Below are 13,185 nucleotides of genomic sequence, written 5' to 3'. Positions count from 1 at the left end.
GGCCCGGTGCGCCCCGCGGCCCGGCGCGTCGTGAGGGGCGGCCCTCGTTTCACACCTCGATGACGATCTTGCCCGCGGTGTGGCCCTCCTGGCTGAGGGCGAAGGCCGCCGCGAGCTCGGAGAGCGGGAACGTCCTGGCGACGGTGACCGTCAGGCGGCCCTCGTCGGCGAGGCGGCCCAGGGCCGCGAGGTCCGCGGAGTCGGGGCGGACCCACATCCACTGGCCGCCCGCCCCCAGGACCGCGTGGTCGGCGATGGAGGCGTGGCGTCCGCCGTCGGCGAGGACGGCGCGGGTGACGTCGACGACGCCCCCGACGAAGTCGGCGACCACGGTGGCGCCCTCGGGGGCGAGGGCGCGGACGCGTTCCGTCAGTCCGTCCCCGTAGGCGACGGGTTCGCAGCCGAGCTCGCGGAGCCGGTCGTGGTTGCGCGGGGAGGCGGTGCCGATGACCCGGGCGCCGATGGAGGCGGCGATCTGGACTCCGAGGGAGCCGACACCGCCGGCCGCGCCGTGGATGAGGACCGTGTCGTCCTTGCCGGTGCCGAGACGGGTGAGCAGCTGGTAGGCGGTCAGTCCGGCCAGCGGCAGGCCCGCCGCCTGCCGCCAGTCGAGGGAGGCGGGCTTGGCCGCGAGGCAGCGTACGGGGACGCTGACGAACTCGGCGAAGGTCCCGCCGTGCACCCAGTCCTTGCGGGCGTACCCCATGACGGCGTCGCCCACCGCGAACTCGGGGGCGTCGATGCCGACCCGCTCGATGGTGCCGGACACGTCCCAGCCCGGGACGACGGGGAACACGGCGTCCATCAGGCCGTCCAGCCCACCCGCCATGATCTTCCAGTCGACCGGGTTGACCGCCGCGCAGCGCACCCGGACGAGGACCTCACCGGGCGCGACCTTCGGCACGGGCAGACGGGTCTCGGCGAGCACCTCCGGCCCGCCGTAGGTCTGGTACGCCATCGCCCGCATGGTGTCCTCGGTGTCCTGCGACATGGATACGGCCTCTCCTCGAATCCGGACCGGCGGAATCGCCCCTGGGTTCCATCCCATCACGGGAGGCCGCCCGCGCCGCCGAGCGCAACGCCGCCGCGGGGCCGGTGCGGCAGCGGCGGGCCGCGCGGGTCTGCGGGCGGCGCGGCCCGGCGGGCTCACTCGTACTCGGTGCCTCCCTTGCGCGTGAGGTAGGCCGGGCTGACCGCCTTCGCGATGGCCCGGCCGCCGAGCACCGGGCTGTACCGCTCGGCCGCCGGCCGGATGACGACCCCCTCACGCAGGTGCAGGCCCCGCCCGGAGACGGTCTCCCGGCCGCTCGCCAGTTCCAGTACCGCCTCCAGGTCGTACGGCCCTTCGAAGAGCCTGGGAACCAGCGGGAGTTCGCCGTCCGGGAACACCTCTTCCGGGTCCAGCCAGCGCACCCGGCCGTCGATCTCGGCGGCCACGTCGAAGACGGCGTACCCGGGCGGCGCGTCGGCCGTCGCGGCGTGGACCCCGTACGCCAGGTCCTGCACCCCGGCCCCGTACACCTCACCGAAGACGCCGACCCGGCTCGCGCCCAGCCGCTCGGCCAGCCGGGCCGCGGCCCGCGCCGCGCCGTGGCCGCGTACGGCGCGCCAGTAGACGTTGCGCCCGTCCTCCTTGAGCGCCAGCCCCTTGGCGCCGACTCCCTTGGAGGAGACCAGGACCCGCTCCTCCCCCGCGACGTAGGTCAGCAGGCAGGCCGTGCCGTGGAGCTTCTCCGTCAGGACGACCGGCTCGCCCTCCTCGAAGATCCGCGGGTAGCGCTGGAGGTTCTCGATGTCCACCCACGGCAGCAGGTCGGGCGCCGCCTCGACCTCACCGGCCATCGTCGTGGGGACGGGCGGCGACCATTTGACGATGCCCAGCGCCTCCGCGAAGTCGGTGCCCTCCTCGGCCGCGCCGGCCAGGTCCGTCCCGGCCAGCGCGCGGGGCAGGCAGACCAGGCCCTGGGAGAGCTCCCCGCGCAGCCGGACCGCCTTGACCCGGTCGTGGGAGCCTCCGGCGAGGCGGCCCGTCAGGCCCAGCTCCTCGATCAGGGCGGCGGGAAGGACCGCCTGTTCGGGTATGTAGAGGGCGAAGTCGCCCGTCCGGTAGGCGCCTTTGGCGACGACGGCGCGGTAGAGGCCCACCTGGGCCAGCTCCAGCGCGTCGGCGTTGGGATGCTCGTGCACGGTCAGCTCTTCCACGGTGACTCGCAGGGTGGACATGGGCGCCTCCTGGCGGACGGGACGGGTTCGGATGTCCCGGCCACTTTCGGCGCCGCCATTTCCGCTGGTCCAGCGGATTTTCCGGGTGTTAGCCTGCCCGCGCGGAACCCATCCGCCTTTGTCCGTACGGAGGTTCACATGCCACGTCGTCCCGTCACGGTCGTCACCGGAGGCAGCCGTGGCATCGGCGCCGCGACCTGCGTGCGCCTCGCCGCCGACGGGCACGACCTGGTGCTCGGCTACGCGCGCGACGGTGCGGCTGCCGAGGCGACCGCCGAGCGCGTGCGGGCGGCGGGCGCGCGGTGCGTGACCGTACGCGGGGACACCTCCCACGAGGACGCGGTGGAGCGGCTCTTCGACATCGCCGGGACGGAACTGGGCCCGGTCACGGGGCTGGTGAACAACGCCGCGGTGACCGGCCCCCTGGGCCGGCTCGCCGAGGCCCGGACCGAGGACCTGCGGCGGGTGGTGGAGGTGAACCTGCTCGGGTACCTGCTCTGCTGCCGCCGGGCCGCCCGGGACATGGCGCGCGGTGGCGGCGGCGCCATCGTGAACGTCTCCTCGACGGCCGCGACGACGGGCAGCCCCGGGGAGTACGTCCACTACGCGGCCACCAAAGCGGCCGTCGACGCGCTCACCGTGGGCCTGTCCAAGGAGCTGGGTCCGGACCGCGTCCGCGTCAACGGGGTCGCGCCGGGCATCATCGAGACCGGCATGCACGCGGCGATGGGCGACCCGGACCGCCCGGCCAAGGCGGCCCCGGGCATCCCGTTGGGCCGGCCCGGGCAGCCGGAGGAGATCGCCGGGGCCATCGCCTGGCTGCTGTCCGAGGACGCCTCGTACACGACGGGGGCGGTGCTGCGGGTCTCGGGCGGGCGGTGAGCCGGGCCGGGGCTCCGGCCGGGGCACCGCATTCGCCTGCGTCCCGCCGCTCCTGTCGCTTCCGCCGCTCCCGGCCTCAGCCGAAGACCGCCCGGGTGGCCGGGCCGTAGACGCCGATCGGGTCGCCCTTGATGTCCCGGTCCCGCTGGAGCTGGGCGACACCGCGCTTGGTCTGCCCGTCGTAGACCCCGGTCACCCGTACGTACGTGAACCCCTGCCCGTACAGCCGCTCCTGGAGGGCGCTGACCTCGGGCCCCTTGTCCCCCGGGCGCAGGGTCCCGGAGGTCCCGGCCGGCTGCCTCGCGGAGCCGGCCGGCCCCGGGGTCGCGGGGGCCGTCGGCTTCGCCGAGGACGCGGACGCGCTGGGGGTGAGCCGGGAGGCGGAGCCCGAGGGCGCCGCCGTCGCCGCCCGGCTCCGCACGTCGGAGTCCCCCGCACCCGGGCTGCGGGCGGGCAGGGCGGGCAGGGCCAGGTCGGGCCGGCCCGCGGCCGGCGCGGGCTCCGGTTCGGGCGCGCTCACCAGGAACGCCAGGGCGCCCGCCCCGGCCAGCGCCAGCAGGGCGAGGGCGGTCAGCGGCAGCCGGCTCTTCCGCCGCGCGGGCGTGCGGCGGTGTCCCGCGGCGACCGGAGCAGCGGCCGGGGCCGCGGGCGGCACGGGCGGCAGGGGCTGGGTCGTGTCCGCCCGCCCGGCCGGCTCCGGGAGCTCCGGGCCGGACGGCCAGGCGGGGTAGGCGGAGCCGGACGGGTCCTCCGGCACGGCGACGTAAGGGCGCACGAACAGGTGGTCGTCGGGCTCGGGCCCGCTCTCATGGGGGTGTGGGGACACGGTTGTCTCCGGGCGCGGACGGGGGCCGGTGCGGCGGTGCGGAACCGGCCCCCGTCCAGCCGGTCAGGCCCTGCGCCGCCGGGCGGCAAGGGCCGGGCCCGCCCCCTGGGCCGGCACGGTGAACGGGGCGCGGGCGGATATCGGCATGGGGGACTTCTCCGAAGTGCGGCTCATTCGGTGACTCTTGAGCGGACTCTCGCCGTCCGCCGCCGCTTCGTCAAGCCGGGTGTCCGTTCCGCCCCATGCGTCCGTTCTGGTCAGGCAGCGGGTCGGCGGCGGGGGCGGAGGCGGCCGGCCCGTGGTCGGGGGGTCCCGCCGGAGGGACCGCCGTCCCCCTCCCCGTCCGCGTCCCGGCGGGTGGCGACCGCCACCGTCAGGGCGGCCGCCAGCATCAGCGCCGCGCCGGTGAGCGGGGCCGCCGGCACGGAGACGCCGTCCACCACGAGCCCGCCGGTGAGGGCGCCCGCCGCGATGGCGAAGTTGAACATGGCCACCATCAGGGACGAGGCCGCCTCGGCGGCCAGCGGCGCGGCCTGGAGCATCCAGCGCTGCAGGCTGACGGAGACCCCGCCGTAGACCAGGCCCCAGACCAGCAGCAGCGCGGTGCCGGCGAAGGCCCCCGGCAGGACGGCGATCAGCGCCAGTACGGCGGTGAGGGTGGCGCTGACGGTCAGCAGCGTACGGCGGGCGTCGCGCGGCCCGGCCAGGAAGTTGCCCGCGACCCCGGCGAGGCCGTAGCCGAGGAGCAGGGTGCTGACCAGGCCGGAGTCGACGCCGGAGACGTCCCGCAGGATCGGCCGCACGAAGGTGTAGGCGGCGAACTGTCCGGTCACCACCAGGAAGGTGACGATCACTCCGGCCCGGACCCCGTGGTTGCGGCGCAGCAGGGCGGGCAGTTCGCGGAAGGTGACGGGCCCGGCCGGGGGCAGCGCGGGGAGCAGCAGGAACAGGGCGACGGCCGTGAGGGCGCCTAGGACGCCGACGGCGGCGAAGGCCGTGCGCCAGCCGCCCAGTTCACCGAGGAGGGTCCCCGCGGGAACGCCGAGGACCGAGGCGGTCGGCACCCCGCCGAAGATCAGGGCCGTGGCCCGGCCGGCGTGGTGCGCGGGGACCAGCCTGACGGCGAGCCCGCCCGCGATGGCCCAGAACCCGCCGACGCTGACGCCGACCAGGACCCGGGCGGCCAGGACCACGGTGAAGTCCGGGGCGTACGCGGCGGCGAGGTTGGCGACGGCCATCAGGGCGATCAGCACGCACAGCACGTGCCGCCGGTCCGTCCGGGCGGCTCCGACGGTGACGAGGGGCGCGCACAGGCCCGCGACGAGCCCGGGGACGGTGACCATCAGCCCGGCGGTGCCGTCGGACACCCCCAGTGCGGCCCCGACGGGGGTGAGCAGCCCGATCGGCAGCAGCTCGGAGGTGATCAGGCAGAAGATCCCCAGCGAAACGGCGCCCACGGACGCCCACCCCCGCGCGGAACCCCGCCCGCCGGCGGCCGGAGGGCCGGGGTCCGCCGGGCGCGGGGCGGGCGTCGGGCCGGGTTCGGGCCTCGGGGCGGGGTCCGCCGGGGTGGGCGTCGCGCCCGGTTCGGGTGTCGGGGTGGGGGCGGGCGTCGCGCCCGGTTCGGGTGTCGGGGCGGGGGCGGGAACGCTGGACGCGGCTGGTTCGGTCATGCTCGGCACTCCGTACGGCGGGCGGGCGGTGACGGGCACGGCGGCACCGGGCCCCGGGGGTCGCGCCTCCCCCGTCGCCCGCACTGCCGTACCGTGCCGGTCGCGGTGCCGCCCATTCTGCGACCGCCGGGGCCGCTCCCGGCCACCCCCTGAAGGATCGATTCGGCAACATCCGGGTCCGTCCCTCCGCCGCCCCCGTCACCCGGACGCGTGAGCGCCGGGATCCGGCCGGCCCGGACTACGGCATGGTGGTCGGATGCAGTTACGCCGGGCCACCCTGCCCTTCTCCCTCCTCGCGCTCCTCGCCAGCGCCGGCTGCGTCTCCGTGGGGCCGGAGTCCGGCGTGCCCGGTCCGGCACGGGGGTCCGTGCCGCCCGTGGACGCCCCGGACTCGCCGGACTCCCCGGACTTCACCGGAGCCCACCACGCCCACGATCCGCCGCCGGAGCTTCCCCTTCCCCTGGGCGAGGTCCCCGATTCCGGCGCCGAGCCGGACCCGCGGGTGCCGCCGCCCGCCCGCCGGGCCCGCCCGGCCCCCGAGCGGCCCGCCAAGCCCGCCGCTCCCCGGCACGCACGGCCCCCCCAGCCGGCCCCGCGCGTGCCGCGCCCGGTGCGCGGGGAAGAGCTGTGCGAGGCGGCGGAGGGGACCGTACCGCCGTCCATCGTGGACCTGTGCGTGCGCCAGTACGGCCGCTGACCCCCGGGCAGCGGGTGTCCCCGGTCCCTCAGGGTGCCGCCGGCACCCTGAGGGACCGGCGGCGGTCGCGGACGGCCGCACAGCGCCGGGCGGTGCCCCGGCCGGCGGTGCGCAGCCTGCGCACCGCGCTGTGCCCGCGACGGCTCCACTCGGCGCGGGGCAGCCCGGCGCGCTGGCCGCCGCCGGTCATCAGGGCGTTGACGGGGGCGTGCGGGTCGGCGGCGACCCCCTTGGCGATCAGGACGCCGACGACGAGCGGAACCAGCGCGACGGCCAGCGCGGAGCCGGCGGCGGTGACGTGCCCGAGGCGGGGGCGGGCGGGTCCGGGTGCCGAAGTGTTCATACCGGCATTCCAGCAGCGGCGGCCCGGCGGGGAATCGGGGCGGATACTCAGGCCGTTGGTCATGGAGTACTCAGACGGCGGGGGTGGAGGGGTGACGGAACCCCGGGGCATGGGCTTCGAGCCGGCGACCGGCGACGGCCCGGAGCCGTCCGGTACCGGGCGGGCCGCGGAGGTGCGCACGGCGTACGAGGGGCTGCTGCAGATCCGGCGGCTGCTCGCCGGCGGGACGGCGGTCCCGGCGCCCTGGGAGCTGCGGGCGGCGGCGCGCGCCGTGGCCCTGGTCCTGGAGGCGGCCGGCTTCCCGCCGTCGGCGGTGGACGGAGCGGGGCGGCGCGTGCGGACCGGGTACCGGGTGGTGCCGGACGCGGACCGGGTGGAGGTGACCTGGGCGGGCCCGCCCGGTGGCGGCGCGGCCCTGGAGGAACAGGAACGGCTGAAGGCCTGCGCGGCGGAGCTGGAGCGGCACGGCTGGGACTGCCTGCTCTACCGCGGCCCCCGCGGCCGCCGCTTCCTGGAGGTGGAGGCGCCGGGCGGCCGGGGCACCCCGTGAGGGGCGGCCCCGGCCGTCGGCGACAATGCCGTCATGACCCGCCACACCGGTACCGCGATCTCGGCCTTCGGGGTCCTCGCCTGTTCGGTGCTCCTCGTCGGAGCCGTTCACGACTACCGCACGGGGGCGTCGCCCCTGTGGATCGCGGCCGGTGTCCTGCTCTTCCTGGGGGCCGTGTGGACGCTCGTCCGGGACGTGCGGCGCTCGCGGGCGTCGGCCTGACCCGCGGCGGGGCCTTCGCCCGCCCGGTGACGGGCGACGGCCCGGGGGCTCGCGCTCCGCGGCGTCCCGGACGCCGTGGAGCGCGGCCCGCGGCCTACGGCGCCCCGAAGGTCAGCCGTAGCTGCGGCGTCCCCTCGTTCGCCGCCGCCTCCGAGGACCACAGCCACAGCGCGTCGGTCCCGGTGCTGGTCAGGGCGAGGCTGTACGAGCCGCCCAGGGCGCCCGCGACGGCCGCCGTGTTCAGCCCGGTGGTGTGGACCGCCGAGCCGTCCGGGATCCCGGCGAAGCCGCCCAGTGCCGGGGCGCCGGTGCCCGGGCGGTTGCCGTACGTGGTCCCGCCCTCCGACCAGGCTCCGGTGACGGGGACGACCGAGACGGTGTCGGTGGTCCCGGCGCCGGCCATGGTGCTGGTCTTCACGCTCAGCGCGGCCGACTTGAGGACCTTCCCGGCGGGCGCGGCGGGCAGGTCGAAGCGCAGGTAGCTCGTGTACAGCGAGGTGCCGCGCACGGCGAGGGACCCGGAGGTCCCGTAGTTGGTGCCCGGGGCGCCCGCGTTGGCGTACGTGTCCTCGGCCGCGGTCAGCTGGACGACGGAGTCGGCCGGGGCGGAGGCCAGGGCGTGGTGGTTCTGCACCTGGGCCGCGCTCAGGACGCCCGGGTAGACGGCGGTCTCGTCCAGCCGGCCCGCCCAGTGCTCGCTGGCGGGACGGTCCGGCCAGCCGCCGAGGCCGTCGAAGCCTGTGCGCCAGTAGCCCGTGAAGTTCTCGTGGGTGGTGACGTTCAGGGTGCCCTTCTGGACTCCGTCCACGTACAGGGTCATCCCGCCGGGGCCCTGGGTGGCGACGACGTGGTGCCACTTGTCGTCGTTGTAGGCGGCGGCTGTGGTGATGGTGCGGGTGGCTCCGGTGTAGACGCCGTAGACCAGCCGGCCGTCATTGGTCATGTAGATGTGCTTGTCGTACCGATTGCTGCCGCTGGTCTGCTGGTTGCCGAACCCGACGAGCTTGCCGCCGCGGGTGGTGTTCGTCCTGAACCAGGTCTCGATGCTGTAGGTGCTCCCCACGCTCTGCCGCCGGTCGCCGTAGACGTGCGTGTTCGTGCCGTCGAAGCCGATCGCGGTGCTCGCGCCGCCCACAGCCCCCGGCGACTGGCGCAGGGCCGGGCCGTTGTGGTGCACGCCCGCCTGGTCGCCGGCGGCCGAGGAGTCGGCCGCGTACGGGAGGACCGCGTCGTCGTAACGCCAGTACAGCTGGGCGCCGTCCGCGCGGACCCGGCTCGGGTAGGCCTCGGCCGATGCCGGGAGCGTCACGCTCGCCGGAGCGGAGGGGGCGCTGACGTTGCCCGCCGCGTCGGTGGCCGTCACCCGGTAGGTGTACGTCTGGCCGGCCTGGGCCGTGGTGTCGGTCCAGGAGGCCTGCGGCCGCTTGAAGAACAGCGAGTCGGCGGTCACCGTGCCGGCCGGGGTCGCCGAGCCGTTGCGGTAGATCCGGTAGGTGAGCGCGCTGTCGTCCAGGTCGAGACTGGTGCGCCAGCGCACCTGGACCTCGGCCGGCCCGAACGCCGCGGCGCTCGCCACGGGAACGGTGGGCGCGCCCGTGTCGTTGACGGAGGAGAAGCGGGTCAGGCTCTGCTGCGCCGCCCCGTTGACGGTGGTGAATTCGCCGCCCACCCACAGGTAGGGGACGCCCGCCTTGGAGCCGACGGCCATCACGCGCGGGCCGATGCCCTCGCCGATGCCGTCGTTGGTGTCGGGCGACCATCCCAGCTTGCCGGTGCTGGTGGTCGGCTGGGCCAGCAGGTGGTGGCGCTGTCCGTCGGGGAACTCGCCCACGCTGGAGCAGTCGTGCGCGTGCGAGGCGCTGTAGAGCACGTTCTGGTACGGCAGGACGGCCTGGGTGGCGCCCAGGCAGGTGTCGCGCCAGCGCTGGCCGAAGCCGGCCAGGTCGAGGGCGATCCGGCCGTCGAAGACACCGCCGCCGGTGCCCTCGTTGGCGGTGTAGAAGCCGGTCGCGTCGGCGGCGATGTCCTTGACGACCGAGTTGGTCTCGATGAAGCCGGCGTAGGACTTGGTGAGGGCGCCGCTGGCGGCGTCGACGACGGCGAGCGCGTGGGTGTCCGTCCCGTTGACCCGGAAGAAGTCGCCGCCCAGCAGTACGTTCTTGCCGTCCGGGGTGACCTCGACGGCCCGCCCCGGCTCGTCGGCGTCGGCCCTGAAGGGGCGCAGTGCGCCGTCGGCGGCCGCGACGGCCGCGAAGTGCCCGCGCGGCTGGCCCGCGACGGTGAGGAAGTCGCCGCCCGCGTAGACGGTGTCGCCGGTGACCGCGACGGCCCGTACGGTGGCCGCGAAGGCCGGGCGGAAGGCCGGCTTCACGGTGCAGGTGGCCACGTCGATGGCGGCCATGCTGGAGACGGGGGTGCCGTTGACCGCGCCGAAGTAGCCGCCCGCGTAGAGCGTCTTCTTGTCCGGTGACACGGTGAGCGCGCGGACGGTGGCGGTGCCGCTGCCGACGGTGAAGGACAGGTCACAGGAGGTCGGGGCGCCCGTCGCCGCGTCGAGCGCCGCGAAGTTGACCGCGGGACGCTCGCTGCCGCCGGCTCCGGCCGGCGGGCGTACGGCGGAGAAGGTTCCGCCGACGAAGACGGTGCCGCCCGCCTCGGCGAGGGCCCAGACCACCCCGTTGGGCTGCCAGGTGGGCAGCGGGTCGGCGGTGAAGGCCACGGGCGGGGTGATGGCCGCCGCCTGCGGGACGAGGCCGAGGCCGACGACCGCGCCGGTGCCGGCCAGTGACAGGGCGAGAGCGGCCGCCAGGCCTCTGGATCTACGCATGAACCCCCCAGTTCGTTGTGCGTCGCACCGCTGTACCGCAGAGGTACCGGTGTTCTTCCGTACGGGCGCACCCTAGGACGGATCGCCTTCCCGAGCAGCAGACTTGACGCATCGGATGTCGAACGCGCCCCGTCGCAGCGGGCGTTGGGGCCGCCGATGGAGCGGGACGACGGGAGGGGCCGCGCCCGGGAGGCGGAACGGGCCGGGGGGAGGGGTCGCGTCCGGAGGCGTCAATTCCGGGAAGCACGGGCCATCCCTTTCACACGCGGTCACCTGGCAAAAACCGCCCCGCGCGGGGCCGTGCGCCTCTACCGTGCCCTGAGGGGCAGGGCCGGTGACGGGAGGGCGGGGCTGATGGACGACGACGAAGACATGCGGCTGGCGAGGATCACCCCGGAGATATCGCGCCGCACCCTGGCGATGCTGCGCGGCCTCGCCGGACTGGAGCCGCCCGAGCAGGTGCCGGAGGACGCCATGACGGTCGCCGACGCGATCCTCGACGACCACGGCACGGACGGCCTGCGGGTGCTGGTGATGACGCTGGCCGCCTGGGCGACGGCGCAGATCGAGAACGTCGCGGAACTGAGCGGGCGCAGCCACGAAGCGGTGCTCGACGCGATGGAACTGGCCTGCCTGGAGGCCAACGCCGAGGAGTAGCGGCGACAGCCACCGGAAGGGTTTTTCCGCCCGGGAGCGGGCGACGCTCCGGGGCGACCCGGGCCGCCGCCCGCCACCCTCGGTGGACGGCGGGCGACCCACGGTGCCCGCACCGCCGCACGTCCCCATCCGGGCCCCGGTCGGGCGACACTGGGGGAACAGAGGCGCGTGGGGGGTCGCGATCGGAGGCCGTCATGAGCACACCTTCCCCCATCCGGATCGCCGCCGTGCTGTCCGCCGAGCACCGCGGCCGGCTGATGTCCCACGCCCGCGAGGTCAACCTTCCCGAAGGGGCCCGGCTCTTCGAGGAGGGCGCCCCGGCGCTGAGCTTCTGGATCGTGCGCTCCGGCACGGTGACCCTGGAGGTCCCGCTGCCCGGCCGCCGCCTCCCCGCCCCCGTCGAGAGCCTCGGCCCCGGGGAGCTCGTCGGCTGGTCGTGGCTGTTCCCGCCGTACGTGTGGCAGCTGAGCGCCGAGGCCATGACCCCGGTGCGCGCCTACGAGTTCGACGGGGCGACCGTCCGGATGCTCATGGACGCCGATCCGGCCTTCGGCTCGGCGATCGGGCACTGGGTGGGCCGGGTCCTCGCCGTACGGCTCCAGCAGACCCGGACCCGGCTCCTCGACCTCTACTCGCCGCGCACGGCGGCGGGGCGCTGAAGGCGCGCGGTGAACTTGTCGGGGAGGGTGTTCGGCCGTTTCCCGGAATCCCTTTCGCGCTGGTCACCGCGAGGGGGGCCGGGCCGAGACGGCTGCGGACTGCGCTCACGCGCTTACGATCGGTGACGGAAAACAGCGGTACGTACGGGCGTTCCCGCCGCGGATGGGCCACACTCGCGTCCGCTATCCGAAGTACCGACCCCGAGGAGTGTTCGAAATGCGGTCCATCACCAGGAGTCTGGGACTGGCCTCCGGAGCAACGGCCCTCACCGCGCTCACCGCGCTGGCGGGGACCGGAGCCGCCGACGCGGCGCCGGCCGGAGCTCAGAGCCTGTACTCGCCGTCCGCGCTCGTGGTCAGCGTCACGGCCGGGGAGGACGCCGTCAACGGGACGGTACTGCGCGCGGCCACACTGGTGTGCGCGCCGCGGCCCGGCGGCACGCACCCCGACCCGGCGGCGGCCTGCGCCGAACTGCGGGCCACCGGAGCCTCGCTCGACGCACTGGCGGCACCCCGCCCCGACACCGCGTGCACCAGGGAGTGGAACCCGGTGACCGTCACCGCCGAGGGGGTGTGGCAGGGCCGGCGGCTGAGCTACACGTACACCTTCGGCAACCCGTGCGGGCTGCGCAGCACCACCGGCGTGCTCTTCGGCGTCTGAGGACCGCCGCTCCCGGGCCGGGCGGCGGCGCACGACCGCCGTCCGGCCCGGCGCCGGTCCCCGACGGTGCCGGTCAGCCCAGCTCGAGGCTGGTGATGCCGTACAGCCCGGCCAGCTCCACGTCCGGCGCCGGGCCGGTGTACATGCGGGCCGTCTCGAAGGAGGGGTCGAGCCCCAGCCCGGCCGCCACCGCGGCCGCGGGCGGGTTCGCGTCCGGCACGTCCAAGGCCACCTCACCGCGGGGGGCGTGCTCCGCGAGCCGCCGTACGAGGGCGGCGGCCACCTCGGGGGTGGCGGCGTAGAGCGGGCCGATGCGGGAGGCACCGCTGCACGGGCGGATCACGCCGAGGCCCTCGATCCGGCCGTCCCGCACGGCCGCGAGGGCCGTCCGGCCCGGCAGCGACACCCACGCGGAGAGGAAGGCGTCACGCGGCTCCGGGAAGAAGCGCCGGTCGTAGGCGGCGAGCCGGGCGAAGGGCAGCGAGCCGGCGTCGACGAACTCCACGCCCCCGTCCGCACCGTCCGCGCCGGCCCGTGGCGAGCCCTCGTAGCGCATGGTGGTCCAGGCGGAACGGAAGCCGGACTTACGGTAGTTGTCCTGCTGCTCGACCACCCCGTCCAGTCCGACGAGCCGCCCCTGGAGCCGCTCCATCCCGGCCCGCCACAGCCGGATGCCGTACCCCTGGCCCCGTACGTCGGGACGGGCGATGTAGAAGCCGATGAAGCCGAACCCGGTGCCGTAGCGAACGGCGGAGATGCACGCCACCGGCTCCCCGTCCCGGCGCCCGACGAGGAAGCCGTCCGGGTCGGCCACCGCGAAGGCGAACCGGTCGCTGTCTCCCGGGTTCCAGCCCTCCAGGTCCGCCCAGTTGCGCAGCAGTTCCATGTCGGCGGCGCCCGCGCCGGTGATCTCGAATCCCGTCATGGCCGGTGTTGTACCAGAACGCCGGGGTGGGCGCAGGAGC

14 protein-coding genes are annotated in these 13,185 nt (G+C 75.8%); 7 read left to right on the top strand and 7 right to left on the bottom strand.

What is annotated here, in order from left to right; all coding sequences use genetic code 11:
* Nucleotides 1-49: 49 nt before the first annotated feature.
* Both ACZ51S_RS02565 and ACZ51S_RS02560 read right to left on the bottom strand, forming a co-directional pair.
* Nucleotides 50-967 (bottom strand): NADP-dependent oxidoreductase, encoded by a 918-nt coding sequence (locus ACZ51S_RS02565; RefSeq protein WP_468885418.1) that lies wholly within the window; start codon nt 965-967, stop codon nt 50-52.
* Between the two features lie 179 nt (nt 968-1,146).
* Complete coding sequence (locus ACZ51S_RS02560) at nt 1,147-2,223, bottom strand: RNA ligase (ATP) (RefSeq protein WP_468477133.1); 1,077 nt, start codon at nt 2,221-2,223, stop codon at nt 1,147-1,149.
* Between the two features lie 138 nt (nt 2,224-2,361).
* On the opposite strand from ACZ51S_RS02560, the gene ACZ51S_RS02555 reads away from it, so the two are divergent.
* A complete protein-coding gene (locus ACZ51S_RS02555) occupies nt 2,362-3,105 on the top strand; it encodes an SDR family NAD(P)-dependent oxidoreductase (protein ID WP_388936402.1) in 744 nt (247 codons plus the stop codon).
* Nucleotides 3,106-3,181: 76 nt separating this feature from the next.
* Here ACZ51S_RS02555 and ACZ51S_RS02550 read toward each other — a convergent pair whose 3' ends face one another.
* Nucleotides 3,182-3,931, bottom strand: a complete 750-nt coding sequence (locus ACZ51S_RS02550) for a peptidoglycan-binding domain-containing protein (protein ID WP_468801870.1) — start codon at nt 3,929-3,931, stop codon at nt 3,182-3,184.
* Between the two features lie 257 nt (nt 3,932-4,188).
* The gene (locus ACZ51S_RS02545) at nt 4,189-5,388 is read right to left on the bottom strand and encodes an MFS transporter (protein ID WP_468959350.1); all 1,200 of its coding nucleotides are present in this window, start codon (nt 5,386-5,388) and stop codon (nt 4,189-4,191) included.
* Between the two features lie 472 nt (nt 5,389-5,860).
* Between ACZ51S_RS02545 and ACZ51S_RS02540 the strand changes: the two genes are divergently transcribed.
* On the top strand, nt 5,861-6,301 hold the full coding sequence (locus ACZ51S_RS02540) for a hypothetical protein (protein WP_468801868.1): 441 nt from the start codon (nt 5,861-5,863) through the stop codon (nt 6,299-6,301).
* 28 nt (nt 6,302-6,329) lie between these two features.
* Here the strand turns inward: ACZ51S_RS02540 and ACZ51S_RS02535 are convergent, their stop codons facing one another.
* Nucleotides 6,330-6,644: a hypothetical protein gene (locus tag ACZ51S_RS02535; RefSeq protein ID WP_468477137.1), complete on the bottom strand. Its 315-nt coding sequence runs from the start codon at nt 6,642-6,644 to the stop codon at nt 6,330-6,332.
* A 91-nt stretch (nt 6,645-6,735) separates the two neighbouring features.
* Between ACZ51S_RS02535 and ACZ51S_RS02530 the strand changes: the two genes are divergently transcribed.
* Together ACZ51S_RS02530 and ACZ51S_RS02525 are read left to right on the top strand one after the other, a co-directional pair.
* Nucleotides 6,736-7,194, top strand: a complete 459-nt coding sequence (locus ACZ51S_RS02530) for a hypothetical protein (RefSeq protein ID WP_468801867.1) — start codon at nt 6,736-6,738, stop codon at nt 7,192-7,194.
* A 33-nt stretch (nt 7,195-7,227) separates the two neighbouring features.
* Entirely contained in the window at nt 7,228-7,416 is a 189-nt protein-coding gene (locus tag ACZ51S_RS02525) for a hypothetical protein (RefSeq protein ID WP_468801866.1), read from the top strand.
* A gap of 94 nt (nt 7,417-7,510) precedes the next feature.
* Here the strand turns inward: ACZ51S_RS02525 and ACZ51S_RS02520 are convergent, their stop codons facing one another.
* On the bottom strand, nt 7,511-10,243 hold the full coding sequence (locus ACZ51S_RS02520; RefSeq protein ID WP_468959348.1) for a DNRLRE domain-containing protein: 2,733 nt from the start codon (nt 10,241-10,243) through the stop codon (nt 7,511-7,513).
* A gap of 354 nt (nt 10,244-10,597) precedes the next feature.
* Between ACZ51S_RS02520 and ACZ51S_RS02515 the strand changes: the two genes are divergently transcribed.
* The 3 genes from ACZ51S_RS02515 (at nt 10,598) to ACZ51S_RS02505 (ending at nt 12,220) form a co-directional block, all read left to right on the top strand.
* Nucleotides 10,598-10,900: a hypothetical protein gene (locus tag ACZ51S_RS02515; RefSeq protein WP_007262440.1), complete on the top strand. Its 303-nt coding sequence runs from the start codon at nt 10,598-10,600 to the stop codon at nt 10,898-10,900.
* Between the two features lie 194 nt (nt 10,901-11,094).
* On the top strand, nt 11,095-11,559 hold the full coding sequence (locus ACZ51S_RS02510; RefSeq protein ID WP_388936424.1) for a Crp/Fnr family transcriptional regulator: 465 nt from the start codon (nt 11,095-11,097) through the stop codon (nt 11,557-11,559).
* A gap of 217 nt (nt 11,560-11,776) precedes the next feature.
* The gene (locus ACZ51S_RS02505) at nt 11,777-12,220 is read left to right on the top strand and encodes a subtilase-type protease inhibitor (protein WP_468885223.1); all 444 of its coding nucleotides are present in this window, start codon (nt 11,777-11,779) and stop codon (nt 12,218-12,220) included.
* A gap of 73 nt (nt 12,221-12,293) precedes the next feature.
* Here the strand turns inward: ACZ51S_RS02505 and ACZ51S_RS02500 are convergent, their stop codons facing one another.
* The gene (locus tag ACZ51S_RS02500) at nt 12,294-13,145 is read right to left on the bottom strand and encodes a GNAT family N-acetyltransferase (protein ID WP_468801863.1); all 852 of its coding nucleotides are present in this window, start codon (nt 13,143-13,145) and stop codon (nt 12,294-12,296) included.
* Nucleotides 13,146-13,185 lie beyond the last annotated feature (40 nt).

It is taken from the genome of Streptomyces sp. NPDC034043 (assembly GCF_055575675.1).
The sequence above is the reverse complement of the archived record's forward strand: the minus strand, read 5'-3'. Positions and strand labels throughout refer to the sequence as shown.